General features: G+C 64.1%; 16 protein-coding genes and 1 pseudogene. 3 read left to right on the forward strand and 14 right to left on the reverse strand.

Features of this window, described 5'->3' with window-relative positions:
* Positions 1-22 precede the first annotated feature (22 nt).
* The 12 genes and pseudogenes from ACO6VM_RS05260 to ACO6VM_RS05315 form a co-directional block, all read right to left on the reverse strand.
* The gene (locus ACO6VM_RS05260) at positions 23-796 is read right to left on the reverse strand and encodes a WecB/TagA/CpsF family glycosyltransferase (protein WP_422402867.1); all 774 of its coding nucleotides are present in this window, start codon (positions 794-796) and stop codon (positions 23-25) included.
* Positions 796-1,983, reverse strand: a complete 1,188-nt coding sequence (locus tag ACO6VM_RS05265; RefSeq protein ID WP_422402868.1) for a glycosyltransferase family 2 protein — start codon at positions 1,981-1,983, stop codon at positions 796-798. Before ACO6VM_RS05265 ends, ACO6VM_RS05260 begins: the two co-directional genes overlap by 1 nt.
* Complete coding sequence (locus ACO6VM_RS05270) at positions 1,980-3,182, reverse strand: glycosyltransferase (RefSeq protein ID WP_422402869.1); 1,203 nt, start codon at positions 3,180-3,182, stop codon at positions 1,980-1,982. Before ACO6VM_RS05270 ends, ACO6VM_RS05265 begins: the two co-directional genes overlap by 4 nt.
* A gap of 63 nt (positions 3,183-3,245) precedes the next feature.
* Entirely contained in the window at positions 3,246-4,928 is a 1,683-nt protein-coding gene (locus tag ACO6VM_RS05275) for a glycosyltransferase family 4 protein (protein WP_422402898.1), read from the reverse strand.
* A gap of 381 nt (positions 4,929-5,309) precedes the next feature.
* Positions 5,310-6,218 (reverse strand): annotated as a pseudogene (locus tag ACO6VM_RS05280) (VirK/YbjX family protein); the annotation flags it as partial.
* Positions 6,219-6,225: 7 nt separating this feature from the next.
* Positions 6,226-7,203, reverse strand: a complete 978-nt coding sequence (locus tag ACO6VM_RS05285) for a glycosyltransferase family 2 protein (RefSeq protein WP_422402870.1) — start codon at positions 7,201-7,203, stop codon at positions 6,226-6,228.
* A 37-nt stretch (positions 7,204-7,240) separates the two neighbouring features.
* Positions 7,241-7,765, reverse strand: a complete 525-nt coding sequence (locus ACO6VM_RS05290; protein ID WP_422402871.1) for a serine O-acetyltransferase — start codon at positions 7,763-7,765, stop codon at positions 7,241-7,243.
* 8 nt (positions 7,766-7,773) lie between these two features.
* Positions 7,774-8,730, reverse strand: a complete 957-nt coding sequence (locus tag ACO6VM_RS05295; protein WP_422402872.1) for a glycosyltransferase family 2 protein — start codon at positions 8,728-8,730, stop codon at positions 7,774-7,776.
* Positions 8,723-9,340 carry an acyltransferase gene (locus tag ACO6VM_RS05300; RefSeq protein WP_422402873.1) on the reverse strand — a complete coding sequence of 206 codons (618 nt, stop codon included), beginning with the start codon at positions 9,338-9,340 and terminating at the stop codon, positions 8,723-8,725. Before ACO6VM_RS05300 ends, ACO6VM_RS05295 begins: the two co-directional genes overlap by 8 nt.
* A 132-nt stretch (positions 9,341-9,472) precedes the next feature.
* Complete coding sequence (locus tag ACO6VM_RS05305; RefSeq protein WP_401057369.1) at positions 9,473-10,939, reverse strand: FAD-dependent oxidoreductase; 1,467 nt, start codon at positions 10,937-10,939, stop codon at positions 9,473-9,475.
* A complete protein-coding gene (locus ACO6VM_RS05310; protein WP_401057370.1) occupies positions 10,936-11,274 on the reverse strand; it encodes a hypothetical protein in 339 nt (112 codons plus the stop codon). The genes ACO6VM_RS05305 and ACO6VM_RS05310 overlap by 4 nt, the downstream gene beginning before the upstream one ends.
* A complete protein-coding gene (locus tag ACO6VM_RS05315) occupies positions 11,240-12,616 on the reverse strand; it encodes an oligosaccharide flippase family protein (RefSeq protein WP_422402874.1) in 1,377 nt (458 codons plus the stop codon). Before ACO6VM_RS05315 ends, ACO6VM_RS05310 begins: the two co-directional genes overlap by 35 nt.
* Positions 12,617-12,711: 95 nt before the next feature.
* On the opposite strand from ACO6VM_RS05315, the gene ACO6VM_RS05320 reads away from it, so the two are divergent.
* From ACO6VM_RS05320 to galE, 3 genes are all read left to right on the forward strand, one after another.
* A complete protein-coding gene (locus ACO6VM_RS05320) occupies positions 12,712-14,238 on the forward strand; it encodes an O-antigen ligase family protein (protein WP_422402875.1) in 1,527 nt (508 codons plus the stop codon).
* Between the two features lie 5 nt (positions 14,239-14,243).
* The gene (locus ACO6VM_RS05325; RefSeq protein WP_422402876.1) at positions 14,244-16,844 is read left to right on the forward strand and encodes a glycosyl hydrolase family 5; all 2,601 of its coding nucleotides are present in this window, start codon (positions 14,244-14,246) and stop codon (positions 16,842-16,844) included.
* A gap of 93 nt (positions 16,845-16,937) precedes the next feature.
* Positions 16,938-17,900 carry a UDP-glucose 4-epimerase GalE gene (gene galE / locus ACO6VM_RS05330; RefSeq protein ID WP_401057374.1) on the forward strand — a complete coding sequence of 321 codons (963 nt, stop codon included), beginning with the start codon at positions 16,938-16,940 and terminating at the stop codon, positions 17,898-17,900.
* A 33-nt stretch (positions 17,901-17,933) separates the two neighbouring features.
* On the opposite strand, the gene ACO6VM_RS05335 is transcribed toward galE, so the two are convergent.
* Complete coding sequence (locus tag ACO6VM_RS05335) at positions 17,934-18,731, reverse strand: CpsD/CapB family tyrosine-protein kinase (RefSeq protein ID WP_401057375.1); 798 nt, start codon at positions 18,729-18,731, stop codon at positions 17,934-17,936.
* Between the two features lie 11 nt (positions 18,732-18,742).
* Complete coding sequence (locus ACO6VM_RS05340) at positions 18,743-20,308, reverse strand: GumC family protein (RefSeq protein WP_401057376.1); 1,566 nt, start codon at positions 20,306-20,308, stop codon at positions 18,743-18,745.
* Between the last annotated feature and the right edge of the window lie 5 nt (positions 20,309-20,313).

The following is a 20,313-nucleotide window of genomic DNA, read 5'->3' on the forward strand; positions in this document are numbered from 1 at the left end:
CGCGCGCCAGTATTCAGACGGGTCAGGGCTCGCTGCCCGGCACACCAGAACCGGCTCTGCCACGCGCCTTGCCGCAGGCCAGGGTGCGCAACACAAACAAGGGGTTACCCAGCACATAACGGCCAAACAAACGCCTGGGCTCCTTCAGCAAGCGGTACAGCCACTCCATGCCCAGCCGTCGTACCCAGGCTGGGGCCCGTTCCACCCCTCCCCCCAGAAAGTCCAGGATTGCCCCGCCGCACACGATCAGGCATGGCCCGGCAACGGCCACCAGACGGGCTGCAACCAGCTCCTGCCTGGGCATGCCCATGCCCAGCACGATCAACTCGGGTTGCAGTTCGCGGGCCAGCCGCAGATAGGTCTCCACGTCGGCGAAGCCATCGTGCACCGACACCGGCCGCACCCCGAAGCGGGCTTCGCAGTGCTGCGCCGCCTGGGCCAGGGCAGGCTCCCGGGTGCCCCACAGGGCTACCCGTCGACCTTTGCAAGCCGCCAGCACTCGGGGGATGAAATCGGTGCCGTTCATGTTCAATCCTGGCGCAAGGCCCAGACGGCGGTACAGCAGCCCCATGCCCGAACCGTCGCGCAGCAACACGTCGGAGGCCATCAGCGCCGTGTAGAACTCAGCATTGCCCGCCATCAGGTTCATGGCGTGGGCATTGACGAAACCCAGCACGGTGGGTGCTTGCGGTGCCGACAAGGCGTCGAGCAGCCGTTGCTCATCAGCCGCGTCAGCCACCACCTGCAGTTTGTCGACGACAGTGGCCCAGCGCCGTTGCCATGTACGATCCGTCATCAGCTGCCATCCCGTTTCGAACGTACCCATTCCACCTGGCGTCGCACCAGAAACCCCAGGTACAGGGGGATTTTCTTCGCCGCGTAACAAGGCGCATACAACAACACCGAAAAGGGCATCTGCTCGCGGCAGAAGCGCAGCCAGGCCAGCAGCACCGCGCTACCCAGCAGGACCATGGCCAGCGTGGCCAGCAATGCCGGCAACAACATGCCCAGCAGCGCATACGCCAACCAGGTAATGCCCAGCAATGCCATCAATGTCAGCACCAGCAGGGCCAGCGGCGGTACCAGCAGATCCATGGCCATGGCCAGCAGGCGCCCGTTGCGCCGAGTCAACGCGCTCAGCAGCAGCCGAGGGGCGTCGGCAAGCAGTACGCCGAGGTGGCCGTGTTCCCAGCGAGTGCGCTGTATTGCCAGGCCTTCGTCACTGCTCGGAAACTGGCTGTAGACCTGCGCCTGCGGGCAGAACAGCGGTGGTTTGCCGTTGCGACACAGGTCCAGCCCCATCTTCAGGTCTTCGACGAGGTGGCCGTGGGCCAGGTCGATCAGTGCAAGGTCGCGCCACTGCAACGCCATGCCCGAGCCCATCATTTGGCAAGGCAGGCCCAACCACGCCCAACCGCGCGGGCGCACCAGGTTCTTCACCCGCCAGGCAAACTCGGCGATCTGTACCTTCAGCCCGGCACCTGCAGGCGCATGCATCAGGTAGAGGGCTTGCACGGGCCGCGCAGTCTCGCTGCAGCAACGCGTCAACCGCTCGATAGCGCCCGCGTCCGCCAGGCAGTCGGCGTCGATGATGATCAGCACCTGCGGTGGGTCGTCCGCCAGATGGCGCACACCGAAATCCAGTGCGTAGCCCTTGCCGCGCAATCGATCATCCTGGCGCTCGACCACTTGCGCGCCCGCCTGCCGGGCAAGCGTGGCGGTGTCATCGCTGCAGTTGTCCGCCACCACCAACAGGCGGTCACCTGCGGCCAGTTGCGGGGTGATGCTGGCGAGTGTGGCAGCAATGACCGAGGCCTCGTCGTGCGCCGGCACCAGCACCGCTACCCGTGCCCGCTTGCCTGTGGCCATGGGCAGCGGCCGGGCGGGCAGGCAGCCCAGCAACACCTGGATGAACAGTACCAGTACCGGTAACAGGATCAGCAGCGCCGCGGCGCCCAACAGCCAGCTCAGTAGGATGATCATGCGGATGCCTTGAAGTAGCTGGCCAGCCGGGCCGCTTCGGTATCGATGTCATGGCGTTGCAGCACGCGCTGGTACGCCGCCTCCCCCATGCGCTGCAGCACTTGCGCCGGTTGCGCCAGGCAGTCGGCCATGGCCGTGGCCAGTTCCTCCACGGCCCCCGCCGGGAACAGCCAGCCGTTCTCGCCTGGGGTTACCAGCTCGGGGATACCCGCCACATAGGTGGTCAGCACCGGGCGGCGCAAGGCCATGGCTTCCATGATCACCACCGGCAAGCCCTCGGCGAAGCTTGGCAAGACCAGCGCGCGGGCGGCGAGGATCTCCTCGCGTACCTGTGCGCTGCTGATCCAGCCGGTAATACGCACCTGCGCCTGCAGGCCGTGCCGGGCGATCAGGGCTTCCAGCTGCTCGCGCATTTCGCCGTCCCCTGCCAGTACCAGCTCGAACTCCACCGCCTGCTCCGCCAGCAGCCGTGCGGCTTCCAGCAACAGCAACTGGCCTTTCTGCTCGCACAACCGGCCAACACACACCAGCCGCGGCGCGCTGGGTGCAGCCACGGCGGGCACATCATGGAAGCTGCGTTCCAGGCCACAGTGCACCACCTTGACCTTGCCCCAGTGCTCGTGCGCCACCCAACGGAACAGCTGGCTGCGCCCGTAGGAGCTGACCGCCGCGACGAATGCGGCGCGCCGCACCTTCTCGCCCACATGCAGGAACTGCGGTTTGTCGAATTCCTCGGGGCCATGCACGGTAAAGCTGTAGGCCGGCCCGCCCAAGGCGCGGGCCAGCATCACCACCTCGGTCGAGTTGGTGCCGAAATGCGCATGCACATGCACCGCGCCCGACGCCTGCAGCCACTGCAGCACACGGCATGCCTCGGCCAGGTAGATCAAGTGGTAGGGCCATGCCCGGTCAGCCCGTCGGCCCAGGCGCAGGGCCAGCCAAAGGCTTGCGAAAAAGCGCCTGGGCTGCTGGCGCAACACCTGCAGCGCGGGCTTGAACAGCGCTTTAACGCCGCCTTGCAGTACGTACTGTGTCTTGCCCTGCTCGCTCACATCCTCGTCGTCCTGCAGTTCGGCATCCCAGCCACGCAAGGCAATGCGCTGAATCTCGAAGCCCTGGCGCTCCAACGCGAGGATTTCACGGCGAATGAAACTGTGGCTGACCTTGGGGTACTGATTGATGAAATAAGCAATGCGCATAGGAATCCGAGTCCATACCCGCGTGATGAATGAGCTGGGCCGCCCCCGGCGGCACCCGGCCCTCTACTTCAGGCTTTTCATGGCTGACGGCGCAGGGTCTGCCGTGGCAATGCCCGCGATGACGTCCGCATAGATGCCCTGGAGCTCCAGGGCCTGGTCGCTGCACAGCGTGATGCTGCCTTTGAAAGCGTTGTGTGGGTGCGCAAAGCGCTCCGGATGCTCAAGCGCATCGGCCAGTGCCTCGCGCAGATACCGTGGGTCGGAGCTCAACGGGATGATGGTGCCGTTGACCCCGTCGACGATGTCCTCGACCGTGCCCCCCGCGTCGGTGCTGATCACCCAGACGTCGCGCACCAGCGCTTCGCGCACGGCGAGGCCGAAGGTCTCTTTCCACTGGGTCGGGAACAGCAGCACGTCGATGCCGGAAAAGAACGCGTCGATGTCGTCCTGGGTGTAGCCGGGGATGATGCTGACGCTGCCCGGGATCTTCACGCTGTGCCGGTTGAACGAGCGGAAACCCAGGTGCAGCAGGTTGTCGACCACCTTGAGCTCGTAGTCCGAGCGGGGTAGCCCGGCAAACGCCTGGGTGATCAGGTTGATGCCCTTGATCGCGGTGTTGCCGCCGACGAAACCGAAGCGCAGCAATGCCCCCGGCTGCTTGTGGTAACCCGCACCGGGGGCGAGGATGCCGTTGCGGTTGATGCGGATCTTCGCCGCATCGAAGCCATTGGCCACGTACAGGTCGCGGGCGAAGCGGCTTGGCGCCAGCAGCAGGCTGGCCTTGCGCAGGGCGGCGGCCAGGGCCTGCTGACGGTAGGCGTTCAGCGGCGCATCCTCGACACAGGCGGCACACACTTCGGCGCGAATACGCGTTTGCCCGCAGTATTGCCCGTGGCCGTTGATCATGAACTGGCGCCCGCAGATCCACCACGCATCATGCAAGGTCACCACGAAGGGTATGCCCGCCCGCGCACAGCTTTCGGCCAGCAATGCGCCCAGCCCCTGGATCGAATGCAGGTGCACAAGGTCTGGGGCGACGCGCTCGAGCACGGCGTCGAACAGCGGCAGGGTTGCGCGGTTCTCGAAGTCCTCAAGGGCCGAACGCTGGTCTGGCAGACCGATGCCAAGCACCGCAGCCTGCTGCGCCTGGTACCTGAACAGGCTGTAGGGGGGCGTGTCGGTCGGCGGTAGCGATGTGAACACGAATTGCTGCCAGGGCGAAGTGGCCGCCAGCAGCCGCGCCATCTGCTCGGCGACAACCGTGGCGCCACCGAAACTCCTGGGGGCGAAGAAGATGTTCGCCGACAGCACCCTGCGTGGGCGAACACCAGGTAGGGCCGGGAAGACCTGGCCCAGCTGCTGGCTGCACTCGACCACCGTGACTTGCCGGGCCCCCGCCTCTTGCATCGCCGCCGCCAGTGCCGCACTCGACGCGATCGCGCACTCGCACGCCAGCAGTGCCTGTCGGTGCAGGGCCACGGCCGCCATCAGCTTGCCCACGTCGGTGTCGCTCAAACCGTTCAGGTCGTTACCCTGGCGATACGCCTGCGGGTCGAAGATCAGCGCGTCGGCATCCCAGCAAGAGGTGACCTTGAGGCGGCTGGCCTCTTCGACCAGCCTCGTCAACTGCGCACAGTAAGGTAAGCGGTGCAGGATGACTGCCGCGCAGGTTTGCAAGGCATTCAGGCAGGCTTGTGGATTGCGCCAGTCCACTACCGTGCAGGTGTAGCCAAGCTCGACCAGCATTTGCCGCAGTTGCGCAGGGCGGCCATCGAGCGCTTGTGCCGGGTCAGCCTCGCAAATCAACAGAACGTGCCCGGGGAACAGCGTGCTGGCCGCCACGCCCGGGGCGTCCAGGGGCAGGTCGTGACGCTGCTCGGCGGGTGGTTTCCAAAGCAGCGCCGGGCCATGGCGCAGCAGCTCCCGCCAGGCCTTTCTCAGGGTTGGATACAGCCCGGCCTTGCGCACATACGCCACGAAACGCTGGTCCGCCCGGGGTTCGCGCAGGGCCTGACGGAACAACCCCGCAGCCTTTGCCAACCACGAATGCGCGGCTGTCGGCGCACTGGTCTCCTGCAACAGCAGGGCATAGCCCAGCCGTTGCCGATGTACCTGCAGCTGGCCCGCGCTGGCCGCCAGCGCCGCTTCGAGTTGCGCGAACAACGCCTCGAGCAAGGCCTGGCGCCTGCGGTACATGGCGCGTTTCTTCGGCGCGATATCCTCTGGCGCACGTTGCGCCGCCGCCAGCGGGAGGCTGAAGAAGTCTTCGCGCTCGCTGGGCACGGCGCCATGCTCCAGCCAGATGGCGTCGTAGTTGGCGGCCAGGTCCTGGGACTTTTCGGCGCCAAAGTAAGGATGCCGATGATGCCGACAGGCGTCGCCCACCGCATACAGGCCGTCAGCCCCGACCGCCCTGGCCAGGCATTTGAGCGCCTCGAGCAGCAGGCTGCGCGGGCGCAGCCCTTCGAAGTCCTTGGTCAGGTCGCGGTAGATGGCCAGCGAGCGCTCGCTGTCGATACCTTTGTGGATCCCCTGCACCGCGCCGATGAACAGGCACAGACCTGCCGCCGTGCGCTGCAGGGTGAAAGCCAGTGACGCCACGCGCAGGTCGCCCTGGAACAGGTTCAGCACCAATTCGCCTTCGCGCTTGAACCAGATCGGCCGGTCCAGCACCAGGGTGCAGTCGGCAGAAATGCCTGACAGATCGCACAGTGTCCGCCGCTCGTCCCGGCCCAGCAGCAACAGGGTCGGAAACTGCGCCGTCACCAGCTGGTAGTGCGAAGCCACGGCGTCGAGGCGTTCACGCACCGACCAGCACTTGCTGATATAGGGCCACTGCACCATGCCGATGCAGTCGACCCCGAGCTTGTCGAAGCCTTGCTTGCCCAGCGCAGCCTCCATGTGCCGCAGGAACGGCTGCAGGTCAGTCCACTGGGTGATGATCAGCACCAGCAATTTGAACTTGTTGTTCAACGCCCGCAATGAATAGCCGGGTTGCAAAGTGAGCACACTCTTGAGTAATGATCTGAACGCCATGGGCCTCTCACTTGTACTCGATCAACACCGTCTTGCCGGCCGTGAGCCGGTTCAACAGAAACCGTACCTGCCCGACCATCTCCGGGAACTTCCCCAGCACCAGGAACACCGCCTGCAGCCAGTTCTCGCGAACCGAGCGGCCACCACGGCGGGCCAGGCGCACGGCCTGCAGCGGGTAGAGCAGCAACAACAGCAGCCCCCAACCGCCCAGCAGTGCCCACGCAGCCACGATCGCCAGCGGTATGCCCAGCCCCCAGAGCCACGCACGACGCGACTCACGCTGCCAATGCCGCTCAGGCGGCGCGCCATGCAGGAAGGCGCCCTCGGCGAACGCGTAGCCTGCGCGCAGGCTACGCCGCCACCACTGGCTGAAACGGGTCATGGCGGCATCGTGCAAGGTCATTTCGGCGGGCAGGCGCCAGATCTTCCAGCCGCGCCCCCGCAGGCGAATACAGAGTTCGGGCTCTTCCCCGGCGATCAGCCCCGCGCGAAAGCCGCCCACGGCCCTGAACGCCTCGGCACGCATCAACGCATCCCCGCCACAGGCCCGGGCCTCGCCCACCGGGGTGTCCCATTCCAGATCACACAGCAGGTTGTAGACCGAATGCTGCGGGAAGCGCTCGCGGCGCCGACCGCACACCACCGCCACTTCCGGCCGTGCATCGAGAAATTCGCAGGCCTGCTGCAGCCAGCCGTCCATGACTTCGCAATCACCGTCGACGAACTGCACGTAGCCTAGTGTCGGCAACAAAGATTGCAGGCAGGCGAAGCCTTCGTTACGTGCCCGTGCGGCGGTAAAAGGCTGGGTCATGTCCAGCGCCAACACCTCAACGCCCAGGCCCTGGGCCAGGGCCTGCGAACCATCGGTCGAGCCCGAATCGACATACACCACCTGCTGCGCGCAACCGGCCAGTGACGCCAGGCAGCGCTGCAGGCGCTGGCCTTCGTTACGGCCGATCACTACAACGCCAATCCCTGTCAGCATGGCGCCCTCCTGTTGGCGCTGGGCAGTGTTGCCTGCCTCATGAACACGGCACTGCTTCGACGGGCTTGCGCGCCTTGACGGTCGCAGGCACCCCCACCGCCAGGCAGTCGTCCGGCACGTCAACCAGCACCACGGCGTTGGAGCCGATCACTACGTTGTTGCCAATGCGGATGTTGCCCAGCACCTTGGCGCCGGCGCCGATATCGACGTTGTTGCCGAACACCGGCGCGGTTGGCTCGCTGACATTCTTCAACCCCACCACCACGCCGTTGCGGATCCGGCAATCATCGCCGAAACGCGCATAGCCGCTGATGATGATGCCGCCGAAGTGGTCGATGACGAAGTTACGGCCGATCTGCACCTCGCAGGGCAGCTCGACGCCGGTCAGTATCTGCACCCACTTGAACAGCACTTTGTAGACCAGCGACAGCGGCTTGCGCAGCAAGGCCGGGCGCACCCCGTAACGCCAGCGCCCGAAGCGATAGACCAGCAATACCCAGAAGCCCTGGGCGCCCCAGTCACCGCCATGGGCCCGCAGATCGGCACGAATATTCTCGAACATGGCGTCACCTACCGTGTGGGTTGGCTTGCAAAACGGGTATCGAACAACAGCGCCCAGGTGGCCCGGCAATGCCGCCAGCAAGCCGTGATGGCTGCCCGCCCCCGCCCCTTCAACAAGGCTTTCAGGGCCAGCACCAGATCGCCGAGGGTCACCAGCGCCATATGCAAGACCAACCCTGCCAGCCCATGATGCTTGCGGAAATACAGCAGTTCGCTTTCGATCTGGTAGGCCGATATCTGGCGGCTGGCCGCCTCAAGCTCAGCGACCGACTTGGAGCTTTCGCCGCCGATATGCACCACCGTGGTGTGGGGATAGAACACCACCTTCCAGCCGGCCTCCTTGACCCGTTTGCAGTGGTCGACTTCCTCGTAGTAAAGGAAGTAGCGCGGGTCGAACAGGCCCACCTGGTCGAGCACCTCGCGCCGTACCAGGTAGAAGCAGCCGGGCAACCAGTCGCACTCGCGCACCGAGCCGTGGTCCCAGTTCATCTCGTCGACCATCTTCAACCCCGGGAAGAAGCGCCCGAGCCCGGTGCGCGCCACGAACACGTTCAAGGGGGTCGGGAAGTAGCGACAACTGGGTTGCAGGTCACCGTCGCGCCCCTCCAGGCGTACGCCCAGCACCCCGCATTCCGGGTGCGCGTCCATGTACTCGAGGGTCTTGTCCAGGGAGTCCCTGGCGACGAACGCATCGGTATTGAGCAGCAATGCGTACTTGCCGTTCAGGTGCGCCAGCAGTTGGTTGTTGGCCCGGCCGAAACCGACGTTCTTCTGGTTGCTGACCAGTACGGCCTCGGGGCAGACCTTGGCCAGGCGCTCGACCGAATCGTCGACCGAGGCGTTGTCCACCACCAGATAACTCGCCAGCTTGTCGCCGTCGGCCTGGCGCAGGGCGTCGAACATCGGCTGGAGCAGGCCGGCGGTATTGAAGTTGACCACCATCACATCGACAGGTTTGCTAGCCATTGCTGCCATCCCCAAAGAAGTACTGGCCTCGCGCAGCGGCCAGCGTCGGCTCCAATGCCGGGTCATAGGCACCCTGGCGCTGCTTGACCAGGTCTATCCAGGGGTAGGCGGCGCAGCGTTCCTCGACGCGCCGGATCAACGCCTCGGTGGTGCAGATGAACTTCGCCGGGTTGCCACCGACCACGGTACCGGGCGGCACATCCTTGGTGACCACGGAGCCGGCGGCAACCACCGAGTCCGGGCCGATGGTCACGCGCGGCATCACGATTGCGCCGTGGCCGATGAAACAGTTGTCACGGATGTCGATGAAGCCGACCGAATCGAGTTGCTTGCCGTAACAGATCTCGATCAGCGCAACCACGCCGTCGTGGCCGATCAGCGTGCAGTCCGATAGCCCAACGTTGCTGCCAAGGCGCACCAGGCGTGGGTCGGTGACGTTGCACCCAGGGTTGATATGAACGTTGCTGCCAACGGAGTAGAACTGGCCCCAGCGGGTCAGGTAAGCGCCCCAGTCGCGGGCATTCGGATTGCAGAACTTCTTGTAGGTCGCGCCGGCGCGCCCGGTCGAGTTGGCGTAGTTGGCCAATGCTTTGCGTATCCATCCATACATGCTGCTAGCCTCGCAAGTGAAGCGATCCTGGACTGTCCCTGAGGCGAATACGGTCTCGTTCTTGTTGATGCTGACCGCCCCGCGCTCACTCCCTTACCCACTGTGCTGTTGCCCTGACACCGCGCCGGTTGCTCAGGTGAGCGCACCGCGCGCCGATTTCAGCCTTTCATCGAGGTGATCCGCCAACCGCAGGGCGAACTGCAGCAGCGGCATGGTCGGGTTGGAGGCGCCGCCGGTGGCGAAGATGCTGCTGCCGGCAACATAAAGATTGTCGGTGCCGAATACCTTGCAGTCGCGGTCGACCACACCGTACTGCGCCGAGGCAGCCATCCGCGTGGTGCCCATATGGTGCGCGTGAGGCTCCATCTTCAGCGGTATCGCGGCGTCGTAGACGTACTCGTTCAGCCTGACGAAACCAAGACCGGTGTCGACGAACTGTTTGGCCAGCTCGCTGCCGATGCACTGGATGGTATGGCGGTCGTTTGCGGTAAGTGCCCAGTGGACGTTGGCCTTGGACACACCCAGCTCGTCCTTCTCGTTCAGCAGCGAGAGCCGGCTTTGCGCATTGGGGTACTGTTCGATCATGGTGCTGAGCACCCCTTCGCCCGGGCAGCTGAAGTTGGCGATGAAGTTGACCTTGTGTGCGAGGTCCATCTCACAGAGCAGGTTTTCCAGGAAATGCTTGACCTCGGCGGTCCGGCCGAAGGTGCGCACTTCATCGAGCACCGTGGCCGAGACATTGCCCTTGCCGGCCTTGTATTCGCTGACGAAGGCATCGCTGGTGTAGTACTGGCGCGGTTCGCCAGTCTGGCCGTCCTCGAGGATGAAGGTGCCCATCTCGACGTTGAGGTGCTCCATCAGGCAGCGCCCCACCAGCCCATCCTGGGTGACCACGCCGGCCTTGCGCAGGGACGCGCTGTTGAGCAGTTGCCGGGCGTTCTCCAGTGCCCCCGTCGCCAGGATGAAGTGCCTGGCCACCAGCCGCTGGCGCTGCAGGTCATAGTCGGACACCACCGCTGCCGCCAGGCTTCCTGTGGCCTGGTCAAACTCGAGGTCGACGCAGTTGCAGTTGATGAAGACGTCCAGCCCGGCGGTATCGTTGAGCGCAGCGGCGTATTTCTGCGCAAAGCGCGTCGGCGGGCTGAGCAGAAACTTGTCCGGCTCGAAGTCACCGCCCTTGAGCCCGGCGTTCTCGGCCTGGAATTGTGCGCCTTGCGGCAGGTCGACAATCTCCATGGCCGCTGCCAGGTAAGGTTCCACTTCGGCATAGGCAATGGGCCAGCCAGGGAGCTCACCTGGGGGCGGGACCGCGAAGTCGGAGGGGGTGAACGGACGGCAACGGCCTGCCCAGTGATTGGACGTGCCGCCAAGGTAGCGCAGGCGGGTTTCATGGGGGTACAGCTCAAGGCCGGTAGAAGTGCACTGGTACAGGGCCTGGGAGCGCGGCGTGTAGTCGTGCCCGCCCCCCTCGGCCAGCACCACCTTCCAGCCAGCCTGCGCCAGGCGCAGCGCCAGCGTGATGCCGGCGGGCCCGGCACCGATGATGCAGACGTCATAATCCTCGCGCAGGGTCTTCTGCGCCTGGTAGTCGCGGATCATGCCTGCCCGTCCCGAAAATAGCCCGAAGGCAGGACCCAGCCGTTGATGACCACGAACCCGCCCGGGGCACTGCTGGCGACAGGATCAGCGGGAGGGGTGGCAGGCCCTTCGGCCACCGTCTTGCCGAATACCGCCGCGCCGATGCCCAGCACGGCGCAGTTACGCAGGAACACCCTGCGCCCCGACAGCTGCGTAAGAAACAGAAGCTTCCCCATGATCCCCAGCCCCCACCATTGTTGTGCCAAAACCAGGTAAACCGCTGTCGCCGACGCCTGGGCACCGCGCGTTGTTGCAAGGGGTTCAAAGCCAGTTGAAGAAACGCGTTGCCAACTCACCGAACAGCGCACCGACGGCGATCATCGGTAACACCATGAGTTCGCGCCTGACACTGAAGATACCGAGCTTGAGATTGACATACACAATCAGTACCAAGGTCGGGAACGTGTGCAGGGCAACCCCCCAGATTGCCCATTGCACGCCACCGATGGCCAGCAACAACGGCAACCCCACCCACAGCGCAACGAGGCGGATGATGTTGTCCATGGCCTGGTACTTGGTCAGCCCCTGGGCGATCCAGATCTGATGCGCCAGGGTGTAGCGCAGCGTAAAGAACGACAGCGACAGAATGCTGAGCATAGTGCCTGCGGCAGCATAGCGCTCGTCGTACATCCAGCCGATCAGCAGTGGGCTGGCGGTGATGAACACGCCACAGGTGAACAGCATGGCCAGGTCCACCAGCAACCTGAAACGGTAATACAGCGCTTTGAGCCGCTCATGATCACCGGCCCTGGCGGCCTCGCTGAACGCTGGCAGCGCCACCGTGCCGACCAGTTTCAACAAGCCGGTCTGCAGCGAGCCCAGAATCAGCACGGCGATCGAATACACCCCAAGCTCCGCAGCGCTCATGCTGGCGCCGAACCACATGCGGTCGCCGTACATGGCCAGCACGCCTACGATCGAGGACAACAGGATCCAACGGCCGAACACCACCAGCTCATTGAGTGCGCTGCGGTCCCATTCCAGGCGGTTTTTCGGCCCCTGGAACACCAGGTGGCCCAGCACCGTACCGGTCAGGGCGCCCGCCAGGCCGGCAATCACCAGCGACCAGATGGAACGGGTGAAGTAGCCGATCACCAGCATGACGACCAGCCCGACAATCTGCGATGCCAGCTCCACCAGGACCACGCGCTTCTGCTGGAAAGTGCGCACCGCCACATCTATGTTGGTTGACTGGAAACCGTAGATCACCGCAGAAATACCGGTCACCGCCAGCACCAGTGGCAGCTCGGGCGCAGCATAGGTGGAGTCTGCCGGCCACAGGTTGCCCAACTGGGCGAACCAGGCCGCCAGGGCCAGCAGCAGGGTCAGTGCGAAGAGCACGAAACCACGGACGATCTGCACGCTCCAGGCAGTATTGAGAAACAGCGGGTCGTCACCACGGTGGCTCTGGATGATGTTCTGCCGCAGGCCGACATCGGAGAGCAAGTGCAGGAGTACCGAAACGGTGGTGGCGATGACCATCACCCCGAACATCTCCGGTAACAGCAAACGGGCCATGATCAGGTTGCCGCCCAGGCGCATCACCTGCGACGCGATCAACGACACCAGGTTCCAGGCCCCGGCCCCTAGTGCACGCTTGCGAAGACTCACCGATGCAGACACTTCAACAGACGGCATGGCTTCAATCCCTGACTGGATGTCTAAGAAGTCACTATAGTTTCAATTAGCCATGATGCTAGCTGTCCTCTACCAGCGGATAGGTGCCGTTGCCAATGCCTGAACATTTTCGTGCACTGATCGTCATTCTGTTCCTCGCCACCGTGGTGTTCGTGCTCGCACGCGGCCCCGCCAGCGACCTGATTCCCGAGCGCGATTTCAAGCGGCGGCGCAACCTGTGGTTCGCCCTGACACTGCTGGCCTTCGTCTCCTACAGCTTCTGGGTATACGCCGGGGCTGCGGCGGTCATCATGTACCTGGCGGGACGGCGCGAGCGCAACATCATGGCGCTGTTCTTCATGCTGCTGTTCGTGATGCCCCCCGCCACGGTGCCGATACCCGGCTTCGGGGTGATCAACTACCTGTTCGACCTGAACCACGTGCGCCTGCTGACTCTGTGCGTGTTGCTGCCCGCAGCCCTGGCCTTGCGCGGGCAGGCCGACACACCGGGTTTTGGGCGTCTCTGGCCTGACCGCCTGCTGGCCGCCAGCATTGTCCTGATAGGCGCGCTGTACCTGCGCGAAACCACCCTCACCGACACCCTGCGCCAGGCGCTGTACCTGTATATCGACGTGTTCCTGCCGTACTACGTGGCCAGCCGTGCCCTGCGCCAGCTCAGCGACTTCAAGGACGCCATGCTGGCCTTCGTGCTGGCCGGCTTCGTCCTGGCGCTGATCGGCGTGGCCGAGTTCGTCCGTCATTGGCTGCTGTACAACGCCCTGCTCGAGGCCATGGGCGTGCAGTGGAGCATGGCCAGCTACCTGAGCCGCGGCGGCTCGCTGCGCGCCAGCGTCACCACCGGCCAGGCCATCGCCCTGGGCTATGTCATCAGCGTTGCGATCGGCCTGTTCCTGTTCGTCCAGGGCTATGTGCGCAGCCCCTTGCAACGGGCCATGGGCGCGCTGTTGCTGGCGGCCGGGCTGGTCGCCCCCCTGTCGCGCGGCCCGTGGATCGGCGCGGCGATCATCGTCGCCGTGTTCATCGCCACCGGCAAGGGCGCGGTCAAGCGCCTCAGCCTGCTGGCCGTCGCCGGCGTGCTGGCCATCCCGCTGCTGACCGTGGTGCCGGGGGGCGAGAAGGTGCTCGACATGCTGCCGTTCATCGGCAACCTGGAAAAAGAGAACATCACCTACCGCGAGCGCCTGCTCGACAACTCGTGGATCGTCATCCAGCGCAACCCGCTGTTCGGCTCGTTCGATTTTCGCAATACCCCGGAAATGCAGTCGATGATCCAGGGCGACGGCATCATCGACATCGTCAACACCTACCTCAACCTTGCGCTAAGGGTTGGCCTGGTAGGCCTTGGACTGTTCGTGGCGTTCTTCGTCTGCGTGCTGCGGGGGGTTCGCAAGGCCATGCTGGCATTCCCGGACAAGGATGACGAACAACGCCAACTGGGGCGGGCGCTGCTGGCCACCCTGGTGGGCATCCTGGTGATCATCTTCACCGTCAGCAGCATCACGGTGATCCCCGTGGTGTACTGGTCCGTTGCCGGGCTGAGCGTGGCCTACATGCAGATGGTCCGCAGGCTTCATGCAGCCCAGCCCGCAAGCATTGCCCAACGTGGCCTCCAACCCAGGTAACGACAATGAAGTCATCTGCACTGCGCCCGTTGCTGCGGGCTTCGCTCCTTGCTGGCCTGATGATTCTGCCGTTTGCAGCCCAGGCTGCGGCCTGGGCTGTCAAGGTCGAGGAACAGAACGGCTTGCCGACCGTGACCCGCGGCGGAGGGCCGGCGATGATCGCCAAGTTCGATTTCTGGGGCGCTGACTGGGACTGGACTGGTTTCTACGCCGCGCTCAAGGTCAACGCGCCTTACCAGTACACCCTGCTGGGCAAGAACAAGGACCTGGACTTCGACCTCAAGGCGGACATCAGCAGGCCCGGCGAACGCACCCTGGCCTGGAACTTCGACCTGGATGCCCATAGCCGAAAGACCAAGGTGATGGGCGGTGGCATTGTCTTCCAGTTCGACCCGGCACTGGTCGCCGGGGAGATGGGCGCCCCGCAACTGTTGCCCGGCAATCGCGGCTGGTCATGGGGCAATGATGCGCAGGGGCGTCGGCTGGAGATGCGCTTCGAGCCGGCGTTGGCCAGGGTGTACTTCGAACGCGGCAACCCCAGCGAAGTCCGGGCGTTCTTCTACAGCGAGGCGATCGAGCCCGGTCGCCAGCAGGTCAAGGCGCAACTGCAGGTGAGTGGCGACATCGCCATCGGCCCGACGCCCACCGAACGCTTCGGCATGGCCGACCCTGCCAGCTGGCCCGACGACCAACTCGACTGGCGCAAGTCACCGGTCGACCTGTCGTTTCTCAACGCGCCGGAAATACCGGCGGGCAAGCGTGGCTTCGTCAAGGCTGTAGGCGAGCAATTGCAGTTTGCCGATGGTACGCCAGCGCGCTTCTGGGGTACCAACCTGACGGCCTACGCCTTGTTCGGCACCCCGGACGAGGAGATCAAGGTGCAGGCCGAGCGCCTCTCGGCCCTGGGCTTCAACCTGGTGCGCCTGCATCATCACGACTCGCCCTGGGTCAGCCCGAACATCTTCGGCGACATGACCACCCTGCGCGACACGCGCCAGCTCAATGCCGAGTCGCAGCGCAAGCTGGACCTGTGGATCAAGAGCCTGAAAGACCAAGGGATCTATGTGTGGCTGGACCTGCACGTGGAGCGTCCGGTCACCCCGGCGGATGACATCTACGGCTTCGATGAACTGCCCAAAACCCACGGCGCCGCAGGGCTCAAGGGCTACGCCTATGTCAACATCACCCTGCAGCAGGCCATGAAAAGTTTCGCCGAGCAGTACCTGACCCATGTCAACCCGTATACCGGCCTGGCCTACAAGGACGACCCGGCGGTCGCCGCGGTACTGATCACCAACGAGAACGACATTACCCAGCACTTCGGCAATGCCCTGTTGAAAGACAAGAACGTGCCCAGGCACTACAAATTGTTCGAGGATCAGGCCAAGGCCTTCGCCCAGCGCCAACATCTGAATGTCGACGAAATCCAGCGGACCTGGCTGCATGGCCCATCGAAGCTGTTCCTCAACGACCTGGAACACCGCTTCGACGCCGACATGATCCAGCACCTGCGCAGGCTTGGCGTAAAGGTGCCGATCGTCACCACCAGCACCTGGGGTGGCAATGGCCTGAGCGCGCTGCCGGCGCTGACCACGGGTGATGTGATCGACGCCCACAGTTATGGCGGCGGCGGGCAGCTGGAGCGCAACCCGTTGACCAGCGACGGCATGCTCGACTGGCTGGCGGCGGCCCAGGTGGTCGGCAAGCCCATGACGGTGACCGAATGGAACGCCGAGCCCTTCCCCACCCCCGATCGCCACTCATTGCCGCTGTACATCGCCGGGACCGCCAGCCACCAGGGCTGGGACGGGCTGATGCAGTACGCCTACAGCCAGCAGAAATTCATCGAAGGTTGGCGCACCGCCGACAACTGGCACGCCTACAACGACCCGGCGCTGCTTGCCACCCTCCCCGCCGCTGCCCTGCTCTACCGACGCGGGGATGTGCGCAAGGCCACCACCCGCTACGTGTTCGCGCCCACGCCCGAGACCCTCTACAACCGTGCTATCAGCCCTAACAGCTCGGCCCTGCTGCGCACGGCCTGGGAGAAAGGCCGGCTGCAGATCGCCATGCCCGGCACGCCCCAGCTGCCGTGGTTGCAGCCCAGCGTTATCCCGGCTGATGCGAAAGTACTGCACGACCCAGACCAGTCGCTGTTGCTTGCCACCGCCAGCGAGTCCACCAGCGACACCGGCGAGCTCAGGCGCAACTGGAAAAAAGGGCTATACACCATCGATACCGCCCTGACCCAGGTCGCCACCGGCTGGCTGGGTGGCCAGTCGATCCAACTGAGCAACATCCAGGTCCAGTTGCAGACCCCCTATGCCAGCGTTGCGGTGCAAAGCCTCGATGCCAAGCAATTGAGTCAGTCGCGGGCGTTGCTGATCTCGCTGGGCACCCGCGCTGTACCTCGCGAGGATGACAAGACACCCTTCCATGTCGAACCCCTCGCCGGCACCCTCAGTATCAAGGCTTCGCCTGGCTTGAAACTGTTCGCGCGCAATGCCGATGGGGAAGAAACGCTGGTGCCTGCAGACTACGAAAATGGGCACTACAACATCCGCTTCGATGGCCAGCGCATGTCCAATTGGCTGTTCCTCAAATAGCCATCTAGAGTCTGCAAAGGCCTGTTGCGGTAACCGGCGCGCCCGGTTGCCGTAAGGGACGTCCGAACGGGCAGCAGCTTCCAGGAGGTTTGCATGAAGTTCTTGGTGGTCGGTGGTGCAGGCTATATCGGTTCACACATGGTCAAGCATTTGCTGGCCGAGGGGCATGACGTGGTGGTGGCTGACCTTGCACCCACACGGCCCCAGGTCAAATGGGTGGAACTCGACATCGCCGATGCACCTGCACTGGATGCCCTGTTCGCCGAATACACCTTCGATGCGGTGTTCCATTTCGCTTCGTTCATCCAGGTGGGCGAGTCGGTCACAGAGCCTGGCAGGTACTATCAGAACAATGTGGCGGCGACCCTGGTGCTGTTGCAGGCCATGGTTCGCGCCGGGGTAAGGCGGCTGATCTTCTCTTCCACCGCTGCCGTTTATGGCGACCCGCAGTATGTCCCGATCGACGAGCAACACCCCAAGGCGCCGATCAACCCCTATGGCTGCAGCAAATGGATGGTGGAACAGGTTCTCCAGGACTTCGACCGCGCCTACGGGTTGCGCTCGGTGTGCCTGCGTTACTTCAATGCCGCCGGGGCGGACCCCGAAGGTGAATGTGGCGAGCGCCACGAGCCGGAAACCCACCTGATCCCGCTGATCCTGCAAGCGGCCTCGGGGCGTCGCCCCGCCATCACCGTGTTCGGCCGCGACTACGACACCCCGGACGGCACCTGCATTCGCGACTATATCCACGTGGCCGACCTGGCCTCGGCCCATGCGCTGGCAGTGAACTACCTGGTTGCCGGTGGCGCCAGCACCGCGCTCAACCTGGGTAACGGCCTCGGCTTCTCCGTGCAGCAGGTGATCGACACCGTACGCGATGTGACGGGGCGCGAGGTCCGCGTCGAGGACGCGCCACGCCGCGCAGGCGACCCACCGCGACTGGTGGCCGATGCCGGCAAGGCCAGGCAACTGCTCGGCTGGCAACCGGTCTACAGCTCGCTTGACGCAATCGTGCGCCACGCCTGGAACTGGGAAAAAAAATACCCCTGGGCTTGACCCAGGGGTACGTTTCACAGCTCACCGCTTTGCTCAGTAATAGTCGCGGGTCTCGGGCTCGGCCTTGTTCAACACGGCGCCGATCATGTTCGCGGTGGCCAGGTGGTACAGGCAGTCTTCGATATCCTTCTTGCTGTTCACGCCATTGGCGACCACCAGCAGCACACAGTCGATCTTGGGCAGCACGGTGATCGCGTCATCCGAGCTGAGCAAAGGCGGCAGGTCGAAGATGCAGATACGCGATTCGTAGCGATCGCGCAGGTCGTTGATCAGGTTGCCCACCTTGGCCGAGGACAACATCTCGGTGGACATCGGGATCGGCTCCCGGGTCGGCAGCACCACGAAGCGTGGCAACGTCGGGTTGACCAGCACCTCCTCAAGCCCCGCCTTGTCGGCCAGCAGGTCATTGAGCGCCCGGTCCATCGGCAGGCCAAGGGTACTGCCGACCCGTGGCCGGCGCAGGTCGAAATCGACCAGCAGTGCAGTCTTGTTGGTGTGGTGGGCAATGCTCATGGCCAGGTTGATCGCCAGCACCGTCTTGCCCGCTGCGGGCGTCGGCGAGGTGATCGCCAGGGTGCGCCAGCCGTTCTCTTCCATGGCCTGCAGGACCTGGGTGCGCAGCAGGTCGAACGCCCAGTTCATGTTCGAGTTCTTGTTGTAGGCCACGATCCGGTGGCGCTCAAGGTGCTCGGCGCGCAGCGGCACCACCTTGGTTTGCACATAGTCGAACGGGCCTAGCACATCGGTTCGCTGAACCAGCGGTGCCGGCAGTTTTTCGGTAGGTGGAACCTGATGAAGGCCTTTGCCTATTGCTGGCGTATTCCTGTCCATTGCTGCGCTCCCTAGCCAAACCGCGCCATAGTTTTAAACAGTAGTAGATCCAGCGGCATATAGAACAGATGCACAAGCAGCAGCAGGACCAATGCCATTACCAGCGCGCCAATGATCGCCCACACTCGCAACTTCTTGCGTCGCGCCTGCTCAGCCTGGGTGGAGATGAACGGAACGGCTACCAGCACGCGCCGGCCTAGCACGCTCTCCAGGGCGCCGACACCACGCACCCGCTGATTGAGCAACTCAAGCAGCATCACCAACGCCCCGCCACCGGCAGGTGCCAGCACCAGGCCCAGTGCGACGATTTTCTTGCGGTTGGGTTTTACCGGTTTCTCCGGCATCAGCGGCGGCTCCAGCAACACGAAGCGCTCGGCCTTGTTTTCCTGCTCCAGGCTTTCGGTGATCTTCGCCCCCATTTCCTTGGCGCGGATCTCTTCGTATTTCTTGCGTGCGTTGTCATGGTCACGCATCAGGGTGACCAGGCCGCGCTCGACTTGCGGGGCCTGAAGGATCTCCGCTTCGTAACCTTCGATCTTGCTGCTCAGCTGACGCTTCTGTTCGGCCAGCGAGGCAATCCGGTCCTGGGCCGCCACCAGCTTGGCCCGGGCCCGGGCAACATCCAGACTCACACCCGAGGCGGCGCTGGCTTTGCTGCCGCTGGCCTGCAGCGCATCGATCTTGCGCTTGACCGCCTGCACATCCGGGTGGGCTGGCGTGTAGCGGGTCAGCAGCCGGGCGTACTCGGCCTTCAGGCTGGGCAGGTCCTGCATCTGGTCGGATGCACTCGAACGCGCGCCATCGGTCTTGGTCGCAAGCCCCGCATTCGCCGCCGACAGCTCCAGTTCCATATAGCGCAGCTCTTCCTGGGCGCTCTTGTAGTCACGATCGACTTCACGGAACTCCAGCTCCGAGCGCGACAGCATGCTCATGCGCAATGCCTGGTTTTCGGGCAAGGCATTGGCATTGGCCTGTTTGAAATCGGCGAGCTGGTTCTCCAGGGTGGCCAGCTCGGCGCCGAGTTTGTTGGCTTCCTGGGTGAGGAACTCGGTGGTTTCACTGGCCCGCTCGGTGCGTTGCTTCATGTTCTCGTTGAGGAACAAGGTGACCAGTTCGGTGGCAACCTCCTTGGCCACTTCCGGGCGTTTGTGCTCGAACGAAACGTTGAACGCCACCGTAGTTTCGCCGCGCCCCTTGACGAAAGTGCTGAGGGTGGTGACAAGGATGGCGTTGCGCATCTGGTCGATCTTGTCCGACTCACTGAGCTGGCCGCCCTTGTCGTTGAACAAGCCGTACTTGTCCATGATCTGCAGCAGGTTCTCGCGGGTCATCACGCGCTGGCGAATGACCTCGATGCGCTCATCGGCAAAGCTGTTGTTGTTCGCCGAAACCAGCTCTGGCGAGATCTGCTGCGATTCCACCAGGATGGTGCCGGTCGACTGAAAGGTGGGCGGTACCGTCAGGGCAACCCCGACCGTCACCGCCAGGATGACGATCATGCTCAACCCCAACAGCAGGGCCCGGTCCTTGATGATGGCGAGGTAATCTTTGACGGACATCTCGTATTCAGTCTTCATGGCGG

Origin of the sequence: Pseudomonas sp. GZD-209 (assembly GCF_049310485.1) — a bacterium.
Lineage (GTDB): Bacteria > Pseudomonadota > Gammaproteobacteria > Pseudomonadales > Pseudomonadaceae > Aquipseudomonas > Aquipseudomonas sichuanensis.

Coding starts and splice junctions, on each gene's coding strand:
- ACO6VM_RS05260 (WP_422402867.1), bottom strand. CDS start 796: ATGACGGATCGTACATGGCAACGGCGCTGGGCCACTGTCGTCGACAAA.
- ACO6VM_RS05265 (WP_422402868.1), bottom strand. CDS start 1,983: ATGATCATCCTACTGAGCTGGCTGTTGGGCGCCGCGGCGCTGCTGATC.
- ACO6VM_RS05270 (WP_422402869.1), bottom strand. CDS start 3,182: ATGCGCATTGCTTATTTCATCAATCAGTACCCCAAGGTCAGCCACAGT.
- ACO6VM_RS05275 (WP_422402898.1), bottom strand. CDS start 4,928: ATGCTGGTCGAGCTTGGCTACACCTGCACGGTAGTGGACTGGCGCAAT.
- ACO6VM_RS05285 (WP_422402870.1), bottom strand. CDS start 7,203: ATGCTGACAGGGATTGGCGTTGTAGTGATCGGCCGTAACGAAGGCCAG.
- ACO6VM_RS05290 (WP_422402871.1), bottom strand. CDS start 7,765: ATGTTCGAGAATATTCGTGCCGATCTGCGGGCCCATGGCGGTGACTGG.
- ACO6VM_RS05295 (WP_422402872.1), bottom strand. CDS start 8,730: ATGGCTAGCAAACCTGTCGATGTGATGGTGGTCAACTTCAATACCGCC.
- ACO6VM_RS05300 (WP_422402873.1), bottom strand. CDS start 9,340: ATGTATGGATGGATACGCAAAGCATTGGCCAACTACGCCAACTCGACC.
- ACO6VM_RS05305 (WP_401057369.1), bottom strand. CDS start 10,939: ATGATCCGCGACTACCAGGCGCAGAAGACCCTGCGCGAGGATTATGAC.
- ACO6VM_RS05315 (WP_422402874.1), bottom strand. CDS start 12,616: ATGCCGTCTGTTGAAGTGTCTGCATCGGTGAGTCTTCGCAAGCGTGCA.
- ACO6VM_RS05320 (WP_422402875.1), top strand. CDS start 12,712: ATGCCTGAACATTTTCGTGCACTGATCGTCATTCTGTTCCTCGCCACC.
- ACO6VM_RS05325 (WP_422402876.1), top strand. CDS start 14,244: ATGAAGTCATCTGCACTGCGCCCGTTGCTGCGGGCTTCGCTCCTTGCT.
- galE (WP_401057374.1), top strand. CDS start 16,938: ATGAAGTTCTTGGTGGTCGGTGGTGCAGGCTATATCGGTTCACACATG.
- ACO6VM_RS05335 (WP_401057375.1), bottom strand. CDS start 18,731: ATGGACAGGAATACGCCAGCAATAGGCAAAGGCCTTCATCAGGTTCCA.
- ACO6VM_RS05340 (WP_401057376.1), bottom strand. CDS start 20,308: ATGAAGACTGAATACGAGATGTCCGTCAAAGATTACCTCGCCATCATC.